This is a genomic window from Cellulomonas sp. NEAU-ZC6, assembly GCF_056844425.1.
The window spans coordinates 243,552-262,373 of the sequence record NZ_JBXFYH010000004.1 but is presented as its reverse complement, the minus strand read 5'-3'; the positions used below and the strand labels follow the sequence as shown (position 1 = coordinate 262,373).

The window sequence follows — 18,822 nt, the reverse complement described above, 5'->3', positions numbered from 1 at the left end:
GCACCACCCCACTTCCCCGAGGGAGAGACATGAGCAGCACCGAGGCCCCCGCGGCCACCGGGGTCGCCCGTCCCCGCACCCCCGCCGCGCCCACCGTCCCGGCACCCGCCGCGACGACCCCCGCGCGCACCGCCCGCCGCCGCCCGCGCGTCGGCCCGCTCCTGCTCGCCCTGCCCGTCCCCGCCCTGGTCCTCGTGCTGTGGACGCTCGGCGTGCAGCAGGCGTGGGAGCTCCCGTTCGGGATCAAGATGGGCTTCCTGCCCACGCCGCTGGAGGTCGGGCGGCGGCTGGTCGACCTGGCCGTCGGCGGCGTGGTCGACGACGCGTTCAGCGGCACGCTGCTCGCGCACCTGTGGGCCTCGACGCAGCGCGTGCTGGCCGGGTTCGCCCTGGCCGTGGCGCTCGCCGTGCCGCTCGGCGTCGTCATGGGCCGGTTCTCGCTGGCGTTCCGGATGCTCGAGCCGACGGTCAACCTCGCGCGGCCGATCCCGGTCACCGCGTGGGCGCCGCTGACCCTGCTGATCATCGGGTACGGCGACGGCTCGGCGATCTTCCTCGTGTTCCTCGCCGCGTTCTTCCCCGTGCTGCTCAACACCATCGCGGGCGTGCGCCAGGTTCCGGTCCGCCTGCTGGAGGCGGCCGCGATGCTCGGCACCCGGCCCGCGCAGGTGCTCTACAAGGTGGTGCTACCGGCCTCGATGCGGTCGATCGCCAGCGGCCTGCGGGTCGCCCTGGGCCTGGCCTGGGTGATCCTCGTGGTCGGCGAGACCGTCGGCATCAACACCGGGCTCGGCGCGATGATCACGCAAGCCCGCGACCAGTCGAAGACCGACCTCATCGTCGCCGGCATGGTCGTCATCGGCCTCTGCGGGTTCGTCGCCGACCGGCTCCTGACCGCCCTCCTCACGCTCGTCACCCGCGGGCGCCCCACCCTGACCTGAGAGGAGGAGCACATGCCTCGCATCGGCTCCGTCCGTCCCCGCCAGCCCGCCGACGTCCGCGTCGCGGGGCTCGGCAAGCAGTACGCCACCCGCTCCGGCGGCACCGTCGTGGCCATGGCCGACGTCGACCTCGACGTCCCGGCCGGCGAGTTCGTCTGCGTCGTCGGCGCCTCCGGGTGCGGCAAGAGCACGCTCCTGCGGATCCTCGCCGGCTTCGAGGACGCCTCGCTCGGCGAGGTCGCGGTCGGCGGCGCGCCCGTCACCGGTCCCGACCCCGAGCGCGGCGTCGTGTTCCAGGACTACGGCCTGTTCCCGTGGCTGTCCGTCCGGGAGAACATCGCCTACGGCCCCAGGCAGGCGCGCCTGCAGCGCGGCGTGGTCACCGAGCGCACCGACCGGTTCCTCGACGCCGTCGGGCTGACCCGGTTCGCGGACAAGTACCCCAACGAGCTGTCCGGCGGCATGCAGCAGCGCGTCGCGATCGCCCGGGTGCTGGCCAACGACCCGTCGCTCCTGCTGATGGACGAGCCGTTCGGGGCGCTCGACGCGCTCACCCGGTCCACGCTGCAGGGCGAGCTGTCCCGCATCCACCGCGAGACCGGCACGACCGTCCTGTTCGTCACGCACTCCATCGAGGAGGCGGTGTTCCTCGCCGACCGCGTGGTGGTCATGGCCGGCGGCGCCTCGCACGGCGTGCCGGGCCACGTCCGGGAGATCGTGCGCGTCGACCTCGGCGCGGACCGGGACGTGACGTCGACGGAGTTCAACGCGCTCAAGCGCCGGATCGCGGCCCTCGTGCACGAGGAGGTCGCGGCCCCGGCGGCGTGATCCGCTCGGCCGCGGCCGGCGGCGGGTAGACAACCAGCCCCTTGTGACCGCGCGGCTCGGCGAAGCCCTCCTCCTCCAGCTCGCGCTGCTGGCGGTCGGACTTCGCCGCCGCGCCGACGGTCTCGCCCGGCGCGGTGACCGCGCGGACCAGCTCCGCCGCCCGGGCCAGCACCTCGCGGCGGTCGACGTCGGGGTCACGGGTCGCGACCCGGCCGAGCCACCAGGTGGTGCGCAGCTGCGCGGGCGTGCGCATCAGGCCACGGCGCTCGGCGGGGGTGCGCTCGCCACGGTTGCGCTGCCACTGCAGGACGGCGACCGTGAGCCCGTACGCCCAGGCCGCGCCGATGCCGACGAACATCGCCGTGACCAGCTGTTCCGGGAGCGAGCGCCGCAGCACCCGGAGCAGGACGAGCACGGCGGCGCCGAGCCCGACCGTCCAGGCCAGGGCCGGCACCCGCTGCAGCGACACCGTCGTCCGGCGGTCGTCCCGGTGGTAGCGCCCGCCGGCGACGACGAGCAGCCGCCCGGGCCAGCACCACGCCGCCAGGACGGCCCGCACCGGACCGCGCACGCCGGCCGGGACCCCGTCGCACGCCGTCGTCCAGGTCACCGCGGCGACGTCCCGGAACCGCATCGGCTGCCAGCCGACCGCGGCCGCGGCGGCGTGCCGGGCTGCGCGGGTGGGCGGCACGACGGCGTCGGTGTCCGGCTGGCCCATGCCCGGCATGCTGGCGCAGCCCGCCCGCCGCCGCACGTCGGCGCCGCGCCCGCCGTGCGCGAGAGCCCCGCCGAGATGACACTTCCTGCCTGCGTGCCGGACGTCGATCACAGGCGCGGAGTGCCATCTCGGCGCAGGAGCGGGCGCAGGCAGGTGCGCCGGCCCGGCCGCATCGCCGGCGCTTTCTCGGGACGCCCCCTGGGATCGCGGCTGGGGACGCGAGAATCGGCTGGCGGTGCGGAACGGGGCGCCGCCGGGTCAGCGGGAGGTGTAGGCGGCGAGGACGATCTCGGTGGCCCGGGCGAGCACGGCGTCGTCCGGCTCGGCGTCGAACGCCGGGCGGTCGGTGAGGACGGCCAGGACGACCGGCGCGCCGTCGGGGGGCCAGAGGACCGCGATGTCGTTCCGGGAGCCGTACCGGCCGGCGGTGCCCGTCTTGTCGCCGACGACCCAGCCGTCGGGCGTGCCCGCGCGGATCGCGTCCGCGCCGGTGGTGCTACCGGTGAGCCAGCCGACGTAGGCGGCGCGCACGTCCGGAAGCAGCGCGTCGCCGAGGGCGTAGCCGGCCAGGCCGTCGGCCAGCGCGCGCGGGGTGCTGGTGCGGGGCGTCTCGCCGGGGGTGAACTGGTTGAGCCCGGGCTCGCCGGTGTCGACCTGCGTGGTGGTGTCGCCGATCCCGACGAGCGCCGCCTGCAGGGCCTCCGGTCCGCCGAGGTGCCGGAGCAGCACGTTGAACGCGCCGTTGTCGCTCACGGAGACGGCGGCCGCGGACAGCTCCGCCACCGTCATCGTGCTGCCGACCCGCTCGCCGGTCACGGGCGCGTGGCCCGCCCCGGCGACGTCCTCGGCCGTGATCGCCAGTGCCTCGTCGAGCGCCGTGGCGGGGCGGCCGGCGAGCACGGCGCCGGCGGCCAGGGCCTTGATGGTCGAGGCGTAGCCGAACCGCTCGTCGGCGCGGTGCGCGACGACGTCGCCCGTCGCGGTGTCGACGGCGTAGACGCCGACCCGCGCACCCGAGGTCGACTCCAGCGCCGCCAGGTCGTCGGCGACCGACGGGCTCAGGTCGACGGGCGCGGCGGCCGGGCTCGGGGTGGGAGACGCGCTCGCCGACGGCGCCACCGGCCCGGAAACCGTGGCGTCGCCGCCGGCGGTGCAGCCCGCGACGAGCAGGGCCGTCCCGACCGCGAGCGCCATCACGGCCCCGGCCCGGGCCACGAGCGGGCGCGTCGGCTCAGCGCCCACCGGGCCGCCACAGCACGATGGCGCCGCGCGAGCCGGTGGCGCGCGGGTCCTCGACCGGCTCGCCCGCGGTCGCGGCACGCCGCCGCTGACCACGGCCCATCGCCACGACGTCCCCCGAGGGGTGCGCGGTGAACACGCGCCGCCCGGTCTCGGTGAACGCCCGCAGGTACTCGACCTGGCGGCTGAGGCGCTCGACCTCGGACTCGAGCTCGAGGATCCGCTTGATCCCCGCGAGGTTGACGCCCTCCTCCTGGGAGAGCCGCTGCACCTCGCGGAGGGTGGCGATGTCGCGCATCGAGTAGCGGCGGCCGCGGCCGCGCGTGCGGCCGGGCTGCACGAGCCCGAGCCGGTCGTACTGCCGCAGGGTCTGCGGGTGCATGCCCGCGAGCTCGGCGGCGACCGAGATCACGTAGAGCTGGGCGTCGTCGGACGCCATCACGACCACCTCCCGACGGGTCGCGGCCCGGCGGGACGGGTGGGCCCCGTCCCGCCGGCCGGCTCGGTCACTCCTTCGCGCGGGCCAGCAGGTCGGCGCGCGGGTCCTCCCCGGACGTCGCGATGCCGAAGGCCTGCACGGCCTCCTTGGCGGCGGCGCTGAGCCGCTGCGGGACGACCACCTGCACCGTGACCAGCAGGTCGCCGGCGCCGTCGGGCCCCGGGACGCCGCGGCCCTTGACCCGCAGGGTGCGCCCGGACGGCGTGCCCGCGGGGACCTTGAGCCGGACGGTGCTGCCGTCCAGCGTCGGCACCGTGACCTCCGCGCCGAGCGCCGCCTCGTCGAACGCGACGGGCAGCGTCAGGCGCAGGTTGGTGCCGTCGAGCGCGAACACCGGGTGCGGCGTCACGCGCACGGTGACCTCGAGGTCGCCGGCGGGTGCGCCGTGCTCCCCGGGGCGGCCCTTGCCGCGCAGCCGGATCTTCTGCCCGTCCCGCACGCCCGCGGGGATGCGCGCCTTGACGGTGCGCCCCTCCACGCCGAGCTGCACGGTCGAGCCCTCCACGGCCTGCCGGAACGGCAGCGTGGTGACCGCCGACAGGTCCGCGCCGCGGCGCGCCGTGCGGGTCTGGCCGAAGCCGCCCCCGCCGAACAGCCCGCCGAGGATGTCCTCGAACCCGCCGTTGCCGCCGGCGCCGCCGGGCGCGCCGCCCTGCGGGAACCGCACGCGGCTGCCGCCGCCGCCCGCCCCGCTGAACACGCCGCCGAACAGGTCCTCGAACCCGCCGTTCGCGCCACCCGCACCACCGGGGCCACCGGCGCCCGCGCGGAACCGCGCGCCGCCGGCCATGGCCCGCAGCTGGTCGTACTGCTGGCGCTGCTCGGCGTCGGAGAGCACGGCGTAGGCCTCGCCGACCTCCTTGAACTTGGCCTCCGCGACCGCGTCGCCCGGGTTGTGGTCCGGGTGCATGGTGCGGGCCAGCTTGCGGTACGCCTTCTTGATGGCCGCGGCGTCGGCGTCCTTGGGGACGCCGAGCACGGCGTAGAAGTCCTTCTCCAGCCAGTCCTGACCGCTCACGACGCCTCCTTCCGTCCTGCCATCGTGGTGGACCCGGCCGCGCAGCACCTGCGCGGCCGGGTCCCCATCCTGCTCGTCACGCCTCCGGGTCGACGACCGCCACCCGGGCGGCGCGCACGATGCGGTCGCCCATGCGGTAGCCCGGCTGCAGCACCTGCTGCACCGTCGGCTCGGACACGTCGGCCGAGTGGCCGTGCATCAGGGCCTCGTGCACCTGCGGGTCGAACGGCTCGCCGGCCGCCCCGTACCGCTCGATGCCGAACCGGCCCAGCGTGGCCTCCAGCTTCTCGGCGATGGACGCGAACGGGCCGACCAGGTCACCGTGCTGGCGGGCCAGCTCGATGTCGTCGAGGACGCTGATCAGCGCCTCGGCGACCGAGGCGACGCCCTGGTCGCGGGCGCCGAGCGCCTCGGCCTTCGACCGCTTCACGTACGCCGAGTACTGCTGCTCGAGGTTGTAGTAGTCCGCGTTCCGGCGCTGGAGCTCGTCCAGCCGCTCGGCCGCGAGCTTCTGCGCCTCGACGAGACCCTCCAGCACCACGGCCTCCTCGGCGGCGGACGCCGCCTGCTCGGCCTCGGCCAGCACCTGCTCCTCGGCCGTCGGCTCGCGCAGCTCACCCGTCTCCGGGTCGATGCGGCGCTTGTCGGTCACGCGCGGCTGCTCCTCGGGGTCCGGTCCTCCGGTCTCCCTCGTCGGGTCCTCGCTCACTTCTTGTCACCCTCGTCGTCGACGATCTCGGCGTCCACCACGTCGTCGTCCTGCGCGGACGACCCCGTCGCACCGTCGGTCGGCTGCTCGCCGGCCGGGGCGCCCTCGGGCTGCTGGTTCGCCGAGTACAGCGCCTCGCCGATCTTCTGGCTGGCGGTGACGAGCGCCGTCTGCTTCGCGGTGACCTCGGCCAGGTCGTCGCCCTCGAGCGCCTTCTTCAGGTCGTCGACGGCCGAGCGGACCTCGGTCTTGACGTCGTCGGGCAGCTTGTCGTCGTTGTCGGTCAGCAGCTTCTCGGTGGAGTACACCAGCTGCTCGGCGGAGTTGCGGGTCTCCGCCTCCTCACGACGCGCCTTGTCCTCGGCGGCGTGCGCCTCGGCCTCCTTGACCATGCGGTCGATCTCGTCCTTCGGCAGGCCGGACCCGCCGGAGATCGTCATCGACTGCTCCTTGCCCGTGCCGCGGTCCTTGGCGGACACGTGCACGATGCCGTTCGCGTCGATGTCGAAGGTGACCTCGACCTGCGGGACGCCGCGCGGCGCCGGCGCGATGCCGGTCAGCTCGAACGTGCCCAGCGGCTTGTTGTCCCGGGCGAACTCGCGCTCGCCCTGGAACACCTGGATCAGCACCGACGGCTGGTTGTCCTCGGCCGTCGAGAAGATCTCGGAGCGCTTGGTCGGGATGGCGGTGTTGCGCTCGATGAGCTTGGTCATCACGCCGCCCTTGGTCTCGATGCCGAGGCTCAGCGGGGTGACGTCGATCAGCAGGACGTCCTTGCGGTCGCCCTTGATGACACCGGCCTGCAGCGCGGCGCCGACGGCCACGACCTCGTCCGGGTTGACGCCCTTGTTGGGCTCCTTGCCGCCGGTGAGCTCGCGCACCACGTCGGCGACGGCCGGCATGCGGGTGGAGCCGCCGACGAGCACGACGTGGTCGATGTCGGCCAGCTTGATGCCCGCGTCGCGGATGACCGCGTTGAACGGCGCCTTGGTGCGCTCGAGCAGGTCGGCCGTCATCTGCTGGAACTGCGCCCGGGTGAGCTTCTCGTCCAGGTGGATCGGGCCGTTCTCCGACATCGAGAGGTACTGCAGGCTGATGTTGGTGCTGGTCGCGGACGACAGCTCCTTCTTGGCCTGCTCCGCCGCCTCGCGCAGCCGCTGCAGCGCGATCTTGTCCTTGGACAGGTCGACGCCGGTCGAGTTCTTCACCTGGCCGACCAGCCACTCGACGATCCGGTTGTCCCAGTCGTCGCCGCCGAGGCGGTTGTCGCCGGAGGTCGCGCGGACCTCGATCGTCGAGAAGTCGTCGTCCTTGCCCACCTCGAGCAAGGAGACGTCGAACGTGCCGCCACCGAGGTCGAAGACGAGGATCAGCTCGTCCTCCTTGCCGCGCTCCAGCCCGTAGGCGAGGGCGGCCGCGGTGGGCTCGTTGACGATGCGCAGGACGTTGAGGCCCGCGATCTGGCCGGCGTCCTTGGTCGCCTGGCGCTCGGCGTCGTTGAAGTACGCCGGGACGGTGATGACCGCGTCGGTGACGGGCTCGCCCAGGTACTCCTCGGCGTCGCGCTTGAGCTTGCCGAGCACGCGGGCGGAGATCTCCTGCGCCGTGTACTTCTTGTCGTCGATCTCGGTCGTCCAGTCCGTGCCGATGTGGCGCTTGACCGAGGCGATGGTGCGGTCGACGTTGGTGACCGCCTGGCGCTTGGCGACCTCACCGACGAGGACCTCGCCGGTCTTGGAGAAGGCGACGACCGAGGGGGTCGTGCGCGCGCCCTCCGCGTTGGCGATGACGGTGGGCTCCCCGCCCTCGAGGACGGCGACCACGGAGTTCGTGGTGCCCAGGTCGATGCCGACTGCTCGTGCCATGTCTGTGCTCCTTCGTCGTGCTGCGTGGTCCGGCGTCCGGAGCCGCCCCGGGACTGGGACGGCGGCGCCTTGAGCCTGCTGCGCTCAAGTCTGCGTCGGCGGTCGCCGGTTGGCAACTTCGCGGCGTCGAACTTGAGTCTGCCTGGCTCAACTACGGATCGCCGCGCCGCATTCCCGGGCCGGGCGCAGGCACGGATCGGCAGGTCCTGGTTGCGGTCGGGGCCGCGCCCGACGCTGGTACGACCACGCCACCGAGCCGACCCCCTCGACCACAGGAGCCCCACCGTGCCTCGTACCCCGCACCTGTCCCTGCCCGACCTGACCGGCCGGCGCGCCGTCGTGACCGGAGCCAGCGACGGCATCGGCCTCGGCATCGCGCAGCGGCTCGCCGTCGCCGGAGCCGAGGTCGTGCTCCCCGTCCGCAACGTCGCCAAGGGCGAGGCGGCGCTCGACCGCATCCGCGGGGCGTACGCCGGCGCCCGCGTCTCGCTGCGGCACCTCGACCTGGCGTCGCTCGACTCCGTCGCCGCGCTGGGCCTGCTGCTCCGCACCGAGGGCGACCCGATCCACCTGCTGGTCAACAACGCCGGGCTCATGACGCCGCCGGAGCGGCAGACCACCGTCGACGGGCTCGAGCTGCAGCTCGGCACGAACCACGTCGGGCACGTCGCGCTGGTCGCGCACCTGCTCCCGCTGCTGTCCGCCGGCCGGGCGCGCGTGACCTCCCAGATCAGCGTCGCCGCCCGGAGCGGGGCGATGCACTGGGACGACGTCAGCTGGGAGACCTCCTACGACGGCCGCCGCGCCTACAGCCAGTCCAAGATCGCGCTCGGGCTGTTCGGGCTCGAGCTCGACCGCCGCAGCCGCGCCGAGGGCTGGGGCATCACGAGCAACCTGTCGCACCCCGGGGTCGCCCCGACCAGCCTGCTCTCGGCGCGGCCCGAGCTCGGCCGCGAGCGCGACACCCCGCAGATCGGGGTGATCCGCCGGCTGTCCCGCGCGGGGATCCTGCTCGGCACGGTGGACAGCGCGCAGCTGCCCGCGCTGTACGCGGCGACGTCCCCGCAGGCACGGGGCGGGCGGCTCTACGGCCCCGCCGGACCGGGCCACCTCGGCGGGGCGCCGGCCGAGCACGCCCTGTTCCGCCCGCTGCGCGACGCCGCGGAGGCCGAGCGCGTCTGGCGGGTGTCCGAGGCGCTGGCGGGGGTGCAGCTCGGCCTGGGCGCGGGGGTGTGAGCCGTCAGCCGCCCTCGACGGGGAGCCACAGCTCGACCGTGGCGGTGCTGAAGTCGTCCGCGCGGTCGAGCACCGCCACCACCTCGGGACCGGGCCGCAGCCGCCACGGGTTCGACGGGAACCACTCGGTCGCCGTCGCCGCCCAGAGCTCCTGCAGGGCGTCCGGGTAGGCGCCCTCCGCCCGGAAGACGGCCCAGGTGCCCGGGTCGACGTCGACGACGTCCAGGTCCCCGGGGACGACGGCCTGCGCCGTGACGGCCACGCCGTGCAGGTACGTCAGCTCCGACCCCTCGCGCCGGTCCGGGTCCAGGTCGGTGCTGACGGCGAGCAGGCCGGCCGGCTCGGCGTCACCGAGGGCCTTCAGCCGCAGGTGCTCCTCGGGGGCGATCGCGGCGACGTGCTGCTGGATCGCGGGGTTGACCCCCTCGTGCACGAGGGGGACGCGGGCGGCGTGCCCCGCGAGGCGGAAGGCGGGCCGGGCGGCGATGCGGACGTCCACGGGTGCTGCTCCTTCGACGGTCAGGCGGAACCTCAGGCGAGGCTGGCTGCGGAAGGGACCACCGGAACGCCGCGCGTCCCCCGGGCCGACGCCGTGCACCGACCGGAACGCCCGGCCGAACGCCTCGACCGAGCCGTACCCGTGGCGCACCGCGATGCCCAGCAGGTCCCCGGACCCGCCGACGACCTCCGCGGCCGCGACCGTCATCCGCCGGCGGCGCACGTACTCCGACAGCGGCATCCCCGCCAACGACGAGAACATGCGCCGCAGGTGGTGCTCGGTGGTGCCGAGCGCGGTGGCGAGGCGGGCGACGTCGAGGTCCTCGGCGAGGTGGTCCTCGACCAGGTCGACGAGCCGGTTGAGCGAGGCGATCACGGTGCTCCCTTCCGCCGTCGAGCCTCGCGCACCCACGCCGCCCGGGACCCGATCATCGCGGTCCGGTGCGATCGCCGGAGCCTCGCCTCGCGCTCCCGCCCCGCCCGACGCTCGCCCGCGGCCCGCGGCCGGACCTGCTAGGGCGTTCCGGCCTGGAGCCGGATCCCGGCGAGCAGCAGGTCGAGGCCCGCGCGGAACTGCTCGGCGTCGTCGTGCGCGGCGAACTCCTCGGCGACGTGGTGCAGGAAGGGGAAGTCGACCTCGTCCAGGGCGAGGAGCCCCGCGCGGAACGTCGCGACGAACTCGTCGCGCTCGACCCGGCCGTCGCGCACCTCCGGCGGCGGGTCCTGACCCCGGTCGGCCGCCACGCCCACGACGTACGCCATGATCGCCGCCACGCCGTCGAACCGCTGCCGCGGCGTCAGGTCCAGCCGCATCAGCTCCTGGCCCATCCGGTCGTAGAGCGTCAGCCCGTTGACCTGGGTGCCGGAGTCCTGCAGGAAGTACGCGCCGAGCCACGGCCGGTCCACCGTCGCCGCGTAGAACTCGGTCGCCAGCTCGCGCAGCTCCGCGATCGGGTCGTCACCGGTGCCGAGGTGCGCGGTCCGGGCGAGGACCTCGGCGAGCACGTGGTCCGCCGCGCGCTCGAGCAGCTCGTCCTTGCTCGACACGTACCAGTAGATGCTCCCGACGCCGCCGCCGAGGCGAGCCGCGAGCGCGCGGAACGTCAGGCCGGACTCCCCCGCCTCGTCGAGCAGCGCCACGGCCTCCGCGACGACGGCCTCCATCGAGTGCGAGGAGCGCCGCCGGCCGCTCGCAGCGCGAGCACCGCCACGGCGACGGCCCGCCTCCGCCGGCGCACCCGGCGCCGCGTCGTCCACGACCTCGTCCTCGCGCATGGTTGCACTCTACCGAACGCCGTTCTAGCGTACGGAACACTGTTCGATAACCGAACATTGTTCTAGTAGAGGACTCTCCATGTCAGCTCTTGCCGCGCCCGCGCTCCGGCGGACCTACCCCTCCCTCCGTGCCGCGTGGATCCCGATGGCCGCGCTCTGCCTCGCCTTCTTCGTCGAGATGGTCGACAACACCCTGCTCACGATCGCGCTGCCGACCATCGGCCGGGACCTCGGCGCCGGCACCACGGCGCTGCAGTGGGTCACGGGCGCCTACTCGCTCACCTTCGGCGGGCTGCTGCTGACGGCGGGCTCTGCCGCCGACCGGCTCGGCCGCCGCCGGGTCCTGCTCTCCGGGCTCACCGCGTTCGGGCTCGTGAGCCTCCTGGCCGCGCTGGTCACCACGTCGGGCGAGCTCGTCGCGCTGCGCGCCGCGCTCGGCGTCGCCGCCGCCGCGATGGCGCCCATCACGAACTCGCTGGTGTTCCGCCTCTTCGACTCGCAGGCCCTGCGCGCGCGGGCGATGACCGTGATGATCGTCGTCGGCATGAGCGGGTTCATCCTCGGGCCGGTCCTCGGCGGCACCGCGCTGGCGCACGTCGGCTGGCAGTGGCTGCTCCTCGTCAACGCCCCGATCGCGCTCGTGGCGTGGATCGGCGTGCGGGCGGGCGTCGCTCCGGACGACCCCGCGGGCCTGACGCGCGACCGCCTCGACCTGCCCGGCTCGGTGCTGAGCATCGCCACCATCGGCCTCGCCTGCTGGACCGCCACCAGCGGCGTCGAGCACGGCTGGACGTCGGCGTGGACCTGGTCGGCGGGGATCGGGGCCGCGCTCGCCCTCGTCGGGTTCCTCCGGCACGAGCGCCGCACCGCGCACCCGATGCTCGACCTGTCCGTCTTCCGGGACGGCGTCGTCCGGGGCGCCGCGCTCGCGCAGGTCGGCACCTCGATCGCGATGGCCGGCGTCATGTTCGGCCTGATCCTGCACTTCCAGTACGCGTACGGCTGGAGCCCCGTCCGAGCCGGTCTCGCCAACCTGCCCCTGATCGCGACGATGGTCCTCGCCACGCCGCTGTCCGAGGGCATGGCGAGGCGCTGGGGCCACCGCGTCGCCTGCCTCGTCGGCGCCGCGCTGCTCGCGGGGTCGCTCGGCGGGCTCGCGTGGGGCGTCGAGCACGGCTACCTCGCGATCGCGCTCCTCATGGTCACCTTCACGCTCGGCCTGCGCACGATCATGACCATCTGCGCCGTGGCCCTCGTGAGCGCGATGCCCGAGAACCGCACGTCGCTGGGCGCCGCCCTGAACGACACCGCGCAGGAGGTCGGCACGAGCGTCGGGACCGCCCTGGTCGGGACCCTCGTCGCGGTGCTCGTCACGACCGTCCTGCCCGACGGCGCGTGGACCAGCGCCCTCGTGGCGTCGTTCTTCCACGGCGAGCGCGTCGTCTACACCACGCTCGCCGTCGTGGTCGGACTGGTCGCAGGCGCAGGCGCCCTGTCCCTCAGCAGCTCACGGGCGGTCGAGGAGCACCCGTGAGCCGCCGCGGTCAGGTCAGGTCGACCCGGTCGGCCTGCGGCCCCCGGTCGCTCTGCCGCACCTGGAACCGGACCCGGTCGCCCTCATACAGCACCGTCCCGTCCCGCACGACCGACACGTGCACGAACAGGTCCGGCCCGCCGTCGTCGGGCGTGATGAACCCGAAGCCGCGGTCCGCGTCGTAGCGCGCGACGGTGCCCTGGCCGCCGCGCGCCGGGGCGCGGGACGGGGACGGGCGGCCCGGGCCGCCGCGACCGGCCGGGGCGCGCCCGCCCCGGGTCGCCGAACCGCCCACGAGCCGCACGCCCTGGGCCTGCGCGCCCTTCTCGCCCTCGGAGAGGCGGTAGCTCACCCGGTCGCCCTCGGTCAGCTCGCCGACGTCCCCGGACAGCGACCGGGCGTGCACGAAGACGTCCTGGTCCCCGGAGTCGGGGGTGATGAAGCCGAACCCCTTGCCGGCGTCGTACCAGGTCACCGTGCCGTCGGCGCCGTCGGGTCGCGCGGCCTCCTGGCGCGGGCCGGCACCGGCGTCGGCGCCGAGCGGCAGCAGGTGGTCGGCCTGCGGCCCCTTCTCCCCCTCGACGACCAGGAACGCGACCCGCTGCCCCTCGGTGATCACGCCGCCGCCCACGATGGCGGAGCTGTGCACGAAGATCTCGGCGTCGCTGCCGTCGACCGTCGCGAAGCCGTAGCCCTTGGCCGGCTCGTACCAGGCGACGGTGCCGAGCACGCCGAGGGTGGCGTCCGCCGGGAGGTCACCCGTGACCCGGACGCGGCGGGCCTGCGGGCCGCGGTCCCCCTCGCCGACCTCGAACTCGACCTCCTGCCCCTCGCGGAGCGACCGCGTCCCGTCGTCGTTGCCGACGATCTCGGACGCGTGGACGAACAGGTCCTCGGCGTCGTCGCCGAGGGCGAGGAAGCCGAACCCCCGCTCGGCGTCGAACCAGCGGACGGTTCCCTGGGGCACGGTGGACTCCTCGTGTTGACGGCGGCTGCTGCCCCCAGTGTCCCCGACGCGGGTCGCGGGCACCGCCTCCGGCGCCCGGGCGGTACCGTCGGCGCGTGGTCCCACGCCGCACGACCTCCGCCGCCGCGACGACGGCCCGGGCCCGCTACGCCAAGCGGCGCCGCCGCCGGGTCGCGCTCGCGGACAACGACCTGACGGCGTCGCAGTGGGACGCGCTGGTCGAGGAGTGGGCCGGCTGCGCCTACTGCCGGGCGGCGGGGGTCCCGCTGCAGCGCGACTGCGTCCTGGCGATCTCGCGCGGCGGCCGGTACACGCTGGCGAACGTGGTCCCGGCCTGCGCGTCCTGCAACGCGAGCAAGCACAACGACGAGGTCACCGGGTGGCTCCGGCGCAAGAAGCTGGACGAGCGCGCGTTCCTGGTCCGGCAGGCGACGATCGTGCGCGCGCTGCTGCCGGCCGACCCCGACGTCGCCTGACGCGCGACGAGCGGGTGTGACCAGTCGCACCCTCGGCCCCGGCGCGCCGCCCGCGTACGATTCTCCGGGCCCGCGGCACACCGCGACGGCCCTCTCCCACCCCAGGACGGACGGCGCATGAGCGCGCAGACGACCACGCCCGCGAGCGAGGCCGGCGACGGCACGGACCCCGAGCAGCTCGACCTGCCCGGTGTCGACCCCGCCGACTTCGCGACGTTCCTGCGGGTCGCGGACCAGGTCGCCGCCCTGCCGCAGACGCACGCGCAGCACTCCGCCGCGCGCCGTGCCGCCTCCGGCCTGTTCAAGGCCGCCAAGAAGCACCGCCGCACCGAGAAGCGCCGCGCGATCTCCGCGGCCGACGCCGCCGTCGTCGCCGCGACGGCGACCGGCAGCCCGGGCCGGATCGACGACGAGACCAACGGGCTGGGGCTCACCTCCGCGGCGACCGGCGCCACCGCCGGCGTGCTGCTGCGGGCCCGGGCCTGCTACGTCTGCAAGCAGGACTACACGGTCGTCGACGCGTTCTACCACCAGCTCTGCCCGGAGTGCGCGGCGCTGCACCACGCCAAGCGCGACGCCCGCACGGACCTGACCGGCCGCCGCGCGCTGCTGACCGGCGGCCGCGCGAAGATCGGCATGTACATCGCGCTGCGGCTGCTGCGGGACGGCGCCGACCTGACCATCACGACGCGGTTCCCGAAGGACGCGGTCCGGCGGTTCAGCGCGATGGACGACGCGGCCGACTGGCTGCACCGCCTGCACGTCGTCGGGATCGACCTGCGCGACCCCGCCCAGGTGGTGTCGCTCGCCGACCACGTCGCCGCGCAGGGCCCCCTCGACATCCTGATCAACAACGCCGCGCAGACGGTCCGCCGGTCGCCGGGCGCGTACTCCCGGATCGCCGAGGCGGAGCTGGCACCGCTCGCCGACGACGCCGCGCGGATGATCACCACGTTCGGGCGCACCAGCGACGCCCACCCCCGCGCGCTGGCCGGCTCGGTGAGCGACCTGACCAGCCCCGCGCTGGCCATCGAGCGCGCCGCCCGGGACGCCGACGAGCTCGTCGCGCAGTCCCTCACGGCCGAGGCCGCCAGCCTGGAGCGGCTGGTCGCGGGCACGTCGATCGACGCCGGCGGGCTCGTCCCGGACGTCGCCGAGACGAACAGCTGGGTCGCGACGGTCGACGAGGTCGACCCGATGGAGCTGCTCGAGGTGCAGCTGTGCAACCAGACCGCGCCGTTCATCCTGGTCAGCCGGCTGCGCCCGGCGCTGGCCGCGTCGCCCGCGCGCCGGACGTACATCGTCAACGTCTCCGCGATGGAGGGCGTGTTCTCCCGCGGCTACAAGGGCCCCGGGCACCCGCACACCAACATGAGCAAGGCCGCGCTCAACATGCTGACCCGCACCAGCGCGACGGAGATGCTGGCCGACGGCATCCTGATGACGGCGGTCGACACCGGCTGGATCACCGACGAGCGGCCGCACCCCACCAAGGTGCGGCTCGCCGAGGAGGGCTTCCACGCCCCGCTCGACCTCGTCGACGGGGCGGCGCGGGTCTACGACCCCATCGTCCGCGGCGAGGCCGGCGAGGACATGTACGGCTGCTTCCTCAAGGACTACGCCCGCTCGCAGTGGTGAGCGCGCCCGCTCGCCGGAGCGCCTGAGACACGCCCGGGGTGCCCTCGACGAGGGCGCCCCGGGCGTGTCTCGTCCACCCACGTCCCGTCCACCGGCGCGGACGGCACTGGCCCGGTAATCAGTGTTGCCAAGTACCGGTACCTAGCGTTACGTTGTACCGGTAGTCAGCGACACCGAGTACAGGAGGCCCCGATGGCCAGCCAGATGACCGAGATGCTCAAGGGCACGCTCGAGGGGATCGTCCTCGCGATCCTCGAGGCCCGCCCGGCCTACGGCTACGAGATCACGGCGCAGCTGCGGGACGAGGGGTTCACCGACCTCGCGGAGGGCACCGTCTACGCCCTCCTGGTCCGCATCGAGCAGCGCGGGTTCGTGGACGTCACCAAGGTGCCGTCCGAGAAGGGCCCGCCGCGCAAGGTCTACGCGCTCAACGACGCGGGCCGCACCCAGCTCGGCGAGTTCTGGGCCACCTGGGCGTTCCTCGTGGCGCGGATCGAGCACCTCCGCCCCGCGCGCACCGACAGCACGACCGGCTCCACCAGCACCGACACCGGTACCACCCGCAGCACCACCGACAGCACCGAAGGGGACGACTGACATGGTCGCGAAGTGGATCGAGGCCCTGACGGGCTCGCTCGAGCAGAAGAAGCAGTACAAGCAGGCCGTGGCGCGCATCGACGCGCTCCCGGCCCCGTACCGCACCGCCGCCAAGGCCACGCACCGGTACCTCCTGTACTCGGGCGGCGTCACCGGCGGCGAGGCGATGATCACCATGTTCACCGACCTCGCCGACCTCTGGGAGCGCGCGGCCGCCGACGGCACCCCGGTCCGGGACGTCGTGGGCGACGACCCGGTCGACTTCGCCGAGACGTTCGGCCAGGCGTACGTCGGCGAGCGGTGGATCGACAAGGAGCGCTCGCGCCTGACGCAGGCGATCGAGGACGCGGAGCAGGGAGACCCCCGGTGAGCGCCGGGACCGCGCCGGCCGTCGCCGTCCGCGGCGTCGAGAAGTCGTTCGGCGACCTGCGCGTGCTGCGGGGCGTCCACCTCGAGGTGGCGCCGGGGACCATCGTCGCGCTGCTCGGCTCCAACGGGGCGGGCAAGACGACGCTGATCCGCATCCTGTCCACGCTCCTCAAGCCGGACTCGGGCACCGCCACGGTCCACGGGTTCGACGTCGTCACCGCGGCGGCCGACGTCCGGGAGTCGATCAGCCTCACCGGCCAGTTCGCTGCCGTCGACGGGATGCTCACCGGGCGGGAGAACCTCGCGCTGGTGGCGCGGCTCCGCCACCTGCCCGACCCCGGTGCGGTCGCCGACCGCCTGCTCGACCGGTTCTCCCTCACGGAGGCCGGCGGGCGGCGGGCGTCGACCTACTCCGGCGGCATGCGGCGCCGGCTCGACATCGCCATGAGCCTGATCGGCGACCCGCCGGTCATCTTCCTCGACGAGCCGACCACGGGCCTCGACCCGCAGGCCCGCAACGAGGTCTGGCGGACCGTCGAGGAGCTCGCGACCGCCGGCACGACCGTGCTGCTCACCACGCAGTACCTGGACGAGGCGGAGCGCCTCGCCGACCGGATCGCCATCCTGCACGAGGGGACGATCATCCAGGACGGCACGCTCGCCGAGCTCAAGCGGCTCCTCCCGCCCGCGCGGGTCGAGTACGTCGAGAAGCAGCCCACGCTCGAGGACGTCTTCCTCGCCCTCGTCGGGACCGGCGACCAGCCGGCCGGGAAGGACCCGCGATGAGCACCGCCCACGTCATCGGCGACACCGTCGCCCTCACCGACCGGTCGCTGCGGCACATCCTGCGCAGCCCCGACACGATCATCACGACCGTGGTCACCCCGGTCGCCCTCATGCTCCTGTTCGTCTACGTGTTCGGCGGCGCGATCCACGGCGGCTCCACCGCGTCGTACGTCGACTACCTGCTGCCCGGCATCCTGCTCATCACCATCGCGTCGGGCGTCGCGTACACGGCGTACCGGCTGTTCCTGGACCTGCAGGGCGGCATCGTCGAGCGCTTCCAGTCCATGCCGATCGCCCGGCCGAGCGTCCTGTGGGCGCACGTGCTGACCTCGATGGCGGCGAACCTGACCTCGGTGGTCCTGGTCGTCGGGATCGCGCTGCTCATGGGGTTCCGCACGGGGACGTCGGTCCTCGCCTGGCTCGGCGTCGCCGGGATCCTGGTCCTGTTCACGCTGACGCTGACCTGGATCGCCGTGCTCGCCGGGCTGTCGGCCAAGACGGTGGACGGGGCGAGCGGGTTCTCCTACCCGCTGATCTTCCTGCCGTTCATCAGCTCGGCGTTCGTGCCGACGGAGTCGATGCCGACCGCGGTCGCGTGGTTCGCCGAGCACCAGCCGGTGACGGCCGTGGTCGACTCGATCCGCGCGCTGTTCGAGCAGGAGCCCGTCGGCGGCGACCTGTGGATCGCGCTGGCGTGGCTGGTGGGGATCCTGGCGCTGGCGTACGCGCTGGCGGTCCGGGCCTACCGGCGCAAGGTCGGCTGAGCCGGCCCGCCCGCGCGTGACGGCTCAGGCCGCCGACAGCACCGGGGCGAACGGCACGATCTCCTCCTGACCGCCGGCGACCACCAGGTACGAGCTCTCCGGCACCTCGAGCCACGCGCCGCGCAGGTCGCCGAGCGGCTCGGACACCACCAGCCGCGTGTCGTCCGACAGCCCGTGCAGCACCGGGTTGTCCGGGTACTGGGCGCGCAGCACCGCGACGTCGCGGTTCCGGAACAGCGACCGCGACCGCCCCTCGGACGAGTACCGGAACGCCCACAGCCGCTGGCCGTCCGTCGTGGCGACCGTCCCCTGCATCGGGAATGGCACGCCGTGCGAGCGGGCCACGTCCTCGACGAACCCGATGGCCGCGGCGATCGCGGCGGGCGGGTCGTCGGCCAGCCCGAACGTCAGCGCCAGGAAGAACAGCGTCTCCGAGTCGGTCGACCCCTCGATCAGCGGGTACAGCGTCGGGTCGACCGCCAGCTGGAGGTCCCGCTTGAGCGTGCTGAACCCGTTGATGGCCCCGTTGTGCACGAACAACCACTGGCCGTGCCGGAACGGGTGGCAGTTGGTCTGCTGCACGGGCGTGCCCGTGGTCGCCCGGACGTGCGCCAGCACCACCCCGGACCGGATGTGCGCCGCGAGCTCGCGCAGGTTCCGGTCGCTCCACGCCGGCTCGGTGCTGCGGAACACCCCCGGGATCGGCGAGTGCTCGTCGTACCAGCCGACGCCGAAGCCGTCACCGTTGGTCGGCTCGACCCCCAGCCTGCTCTTCTGGCTCTGCATGACCAGGGAGTTGGCGGGCTTGTAGAGCAGCTCGTCGAGCGTCACCGGCGACCCGGTGTAGGCGATCCAACGGCACATG

General features: G+C 74.3%; 20 protein-coding genes. 10 read left to right on the top strand and 10 right to left on the bottom strand.

The genetic code is table 11. The features are described 5' to 3' along the window. The first annotated feature begins 29 nt into the window (after positions 1 to 29). Entirely contained in the window at positions 30 to 941 is a 912-nt protein-coding gene (locus AC1050_RS17230; RefSeq protein ID WP_482388634.1) for an ABC transporter permease, read from the top strand. A 12-nt stretch (positions 942 to 953) separates the two neighbouring features. Beyond that, positions 954 to 1,769, top strand: a complete 816-nt coding sequence (locus AC1050_RS17225) for an ABC transporter ATP-binding protein (RefSeq protein WP_482388633.1) — start codon at positions 954 to 956, stop codon at positions 1,767 to 1,769. Here the strand turns inward: AC1050_RS17225 and AC1050_RS17220 are convergent. The 6 genes from AC1050_RS17220 to dnaK all read right to left on the bottom strand — a co-directional run bounded on the left by AC1050_RS17220 (position 1,714) and on the right by dnaK (position 7,817). After that, positions 1,714 to 2,487 carry a hypothetical protein gene (locus AC1050_RS17220; RefSeq protein WP_482388632.1) on the bottom strand — a complete coding sequence of 258 codons (774 nt, stop codon included), beginning with the start codon at positions 2,485 to 2,487 and terminating at the stop codon, positions 1,714 to 1,716. The genes AC1050_RS17225 and AC1050_RS17220 overlap by 56 nt on opposite strands. A gap of 258 nt (positions 2,488 to 2,745) precedes the next feature. Next, complete coding sequence (bla, locus tag AC1050_RS17215) at positions 2,746 to 3,729, bottom strand: class A beta-lactamase (RefSeq protein WP_482388631.1); 984 nt, start codon at positions 3,727 to 3,729, stop codon at positions 2,746 to 2,748. Then, the gene (locus tag AC1050_RS17210) at positions 3,719 to 4,165 is read right to left on the bottom strand and encodes a heat shock protein transcriptional repressor HspR (protein ID WP_482388630.1); all 447 of its coding nucleotides are present in this window, start codon (positions 4,163 to 4,165) and stop codon (positions 3,719 to 3,721) included. The genes bla and AC1050_RS17210 overlap by 11 nt, the downstream gene beginning before the upstream one ends. A gap of 67 nt (positions 4,166 to 4,232) precedes the next feature. Next, the gene (locus tag AC1050_RS17205; protein ID WP_482388629.1) at positions 4,233 to 5,243 is read right to left on the bottom strand and encodes a DnaJ C-terminal domain-containing protein; all 1,011 of its coding nucleotides are present in this window, start codon (positions 5,241 to 5,243) and stop codon (positions 4,233 to 4,235) included. Between the two features lie 76 nt (positions 5,244 to 5,319). Further along, positions 5,320 to 5,895 carry a nucleotide exchange factor GrpE gene (locus AC1050_RS17200; RefSeq protein ID WP_482388628.1) on the bottom strand — a complete coding sequence of 192 codons (576 nt, stop codon included), beginning with the start codon at positions 5,893 to 5,895 and terminating at the stop codon, positions 5,320 to 5,322. 53 nt (positions 5,896 to 5,948) lie between these two features. Next, positions 5,949 to 7,817: a molecular chaperone DnaK gene (gene dnaK / locus AC1050_RS17195; RefSeq protein WP_482388627.1), complete on the bottom strand. Its 1,869-nt coding sequence runs from the start codon at positions 7,815 to 7,817 to the stop codon at positions 5,949 to 5,951. A 285-nt stretch (positions 7,818 to 8,102) separates the two neighbouring features. Here dnaK and AC1050_RS17190 point away from each other — a divergent pair, with 285 nt between their 5' ends. Next, positions 8,103 to 9,053: an SDR family oxidoreductase gene (locus tag AC1050_RS17190; RefSeq protein WP_482388626.1), complete on the top strand. Its 951-nt coding sequence runs from the start codon at positions 8,103 to 8,105 to the stop codon at positions 9,051 to 9,053. 4 nt (positions 9,054 to 9,057) lie between these two features. On the opposite strand, the gene AC1050_RS17185 is transcribed toward AC1050_RS17190, so the two are convergent. Together AC1050_RS17185 and AC1050_RS17180 are read right to left on the bottom strand one after the other, a co-directional pair. Continuing rightward, positions 9,058 to 9,927, bottom strand: coding sequence for an AraC family transcriptional regulator (locus tag AC1050_RS17185; RefSeq protein ID WP_482388625.1), 870 nt, complete (start codon positions 9,925 to 9,927; stop codon positions 9,058 to 9,060). A gap of 137 nt (positions 9,928 to 10,064) precedes the next feature. Continuing rightward, positions 10,065 to 10,826: a TetR/AcrR family transcriptional regulator gene (locus AC1050_RS17180; RefSeq protein ID WP_482388624.1), complete on the bottom strand. Its 762-nt coding sequence runs from the start codon at positions 10,824 to 10,826 to the stop codon at positions 10,065 to 10,067. 79 nt (positions 10,827 to 10,905) lie between these two features. On the opposite strand from AC1050_RS17180, the gene AC1050_RS17175 reads away from it, so the two are divergent. Next, complete coding sequence (locus AC1050_RS17175; protein WP_482388623.1) at positions 10,906 to 12,360, top strand: MFS transporter; 1,455 nt, start codon at positions 10,906 to 10,908, stop codon at positions 12,358 to 12,360. 10 nt (positions 12,361 to 12,370) lie between these two features. On the opposite strand, the gene AC1050_RS17170 is transcribed toward AC1050_RS17175, so the two are convergent. Continuing rightward, positions 12,371 to 13,327 (bottom strand): cold-shock protein, encoded by a 957-nt coding sequence (locus AC1050_RS17170; protein ID WP_482388622.1) that lies wholly within the window; start codon positions 13,325 to 13,327, stop codon positions 12,371 to 12,373. A 95-nt stretch (positions 13,328 to 13,422) separates the two neighbouring features. Here AC1050_RS17170 and AC1050_RS17165 point away from each other — a divergent pair, with 95 nt between their 5' ends. The 6 genes from AC1050_RS17165 to AC1050_RS17140 all read left to right on the top strand — a co-directional run bounded on the left by AC1050_RS17165 (position 13,423) and on the right by AC1050_RS17140 (position 17,957). Then, positions 13,423 to 13,803, top strand: coding sequence for an HNH endonuclease (locus AC1050_RS17165; RefSeq protein ID WP_482388621.1), 381 nt, complete (start codon positions 13,423 to 13,425; stop codon positions 13,801 to 13,803). Between the two features lie 117 nt (positions 13,804 to 13,920). Further along, positions 13,921 to 15,441 (top strand): SDR family NAD(P)-dependent oxidoreductase, encoded by a 1,521-nt coding sequence (locus AC1050_RS17160; RefSeq protein WP_482388620.1) that lies wholly within the window; start codon positions 13,921 to 13,923, stop codon positions 15,439 to 15,441. A 192-nt stretch (positions 15,442 to 15,633) separates the two neighbouring features. Beyond that, positions 15,634 to 16,038, top strand: a complete 405-nt coding sequence (locus AC1050_RS17155) for a PadR family transcriptional regulator (protein ID WP_482388619.1) — start codon at positions 15,634 to 15,636, stop codon at positions 16,036 to 16,038. Between the two features lies 1 nt (position 16,039). Next, a complete protein-coding gene (locus AC1050_RS17150; protein WP_482388618.1) occupies positions 16,040 to 16,408 on the top strand; it encodes a DUF1048 domain-containing protein in 369 nt (122 codons plus the stop codon). Further along, positions 16,405 to 17,193 carry an ABC transporter ATP-binding protein gene (locus AC1050_RS17145; RefSeq protein WP_482388617.1) on the top strand — a complete coding sequence of 263 codons (789 nt, stop codon included), beginning with the start codon at positions 16,405 to 16,407 and terminating at the stop codon, positions 17,191 to 17,193. Before AC1050_RS17150 ends, AC1050_RS17145 begins: the two co-directional genes overlap by 4 nt. Further along, positions 17,190 to 17,957, top strand: coding sequence for an ABC transporter permease (locus tag AC1050_RS17140; RefSeq protein ID WP_482388616.1), 768 nt, complete (start codon positions 17,190 to 17,192; stop codon positions 17,955 to 17,957). The genes AC1050_RS17145 and AC1050_RS17140 overlap by 4 nt, the downstream gene beginning before the upstream one ends. A 24-nt stretch (positions 17,958 to 17,981) precedes the next feature. Here the strand turns inward: AC1050_RS17140 and AC1050_RS17135 are convergent, their stop codons facing one another. Continuing rightward, positions 17,982 to 18,821, bottom strand: a complete 840-nt coding sequence (locus AC1050_RS17135; protein ID WP_482388615.1) for a class II glutamine amidotransferase — start codon at positions 18,819 to 18,821, stop codon at positions 17,982 to 17,984. Between the last annotated feature and the right edge of the window lies 1 nt (position 18,822).

Excerpts from the sequence above, each read along its gene's own strand:
- AC1050_RS17230 (WP_482388634.1), top strand. The coding sequence starts at position 30 with ATGAGCAGCACCGAGGCCCCCGCGGCCACCGGGGTCGCCCGTCCCCGC.
- AC1050_RS17225 (WP_482388633.1), top strand. The coding sequence starts at position 954 with ATGCCTCGCATCGGCTCCGTCCGTCCCCGCCAGCCCGCCGACGTCCGC.
- AC1050_RS17220 (WP_482388632.1), bottom strand. The coding sequence starts at position 2,487 with ATGGGCCAGCCGGACACCGACGCCGTCGTGCCGCCCACCCGCGCAGCC.
- AC1050_RS17210 (WP_482388630.1), bottom strand. The coding sequence starts at position 4,165 with ATGGCGTCCGACGACGCCCAGCTCTACGTGATCTCGGTCGCCGCCGAG.
- dnaK (WP_482388627.1), bottom strand. The coding sequence starts at position 7,817 with ATGGCACGAGCAGTCGGCATCGACCTGGGCACCACGAACTCCGTGGTC.
- AC1050_RS17180 (WP_482388624.1), bottom strand. The coding sequence starts at position 10,826 with ATGCGCGAGGACGAGGTCGTGGACGACGCGGCGCCGGGTGCGCCGGCG.
- AC1050_RS17175 (WP_482388623.1), top strand. The coding sequence starts at position 10,906 with ATGTCAGCTCTTGCCGCGCCCGCGCTCCGGCGGACCTACCCCTCCCTC.
- AC1050_RS17160 (WP_482388620.1), top strand. The coding sequence starts at position 13,921 with ATGAGCGCGCAGACGACCACGCCCGCGAGCGAGGCCGGCGACGGCACG.
- AC1050_RS17155 (WP_482388619.1), top strand. The coding sequence starts at position 15,634 with ATGGCCAGCCAGATGACCGAGATGCTCAAGGGCACGCTCGAGGGGATC.
- AC1050_RS17150 (WP_482388618.1), top strand. The coding sequence starts at position 16,040 with ATGGTCGCGAAGTGGATCGAGGCCCTGACGGGCTCGCTCGAGCAGAAG.
- AC1050_RS17140 (WP_482388616.1), top strand. The coding sequence starts at position 17,190 with ATGAGCACCGCCCACGTCATCGGCGACACCGTCGCCCTCACCGACCGG.
- AC1050_RS17135 (WP_482388615.1), bottom strand. The coding sequence starts at position 18,821 with ATGTGCCGTTGGATCGCCTACACCGGGTCGCCGGTGACGCTCGACGAG.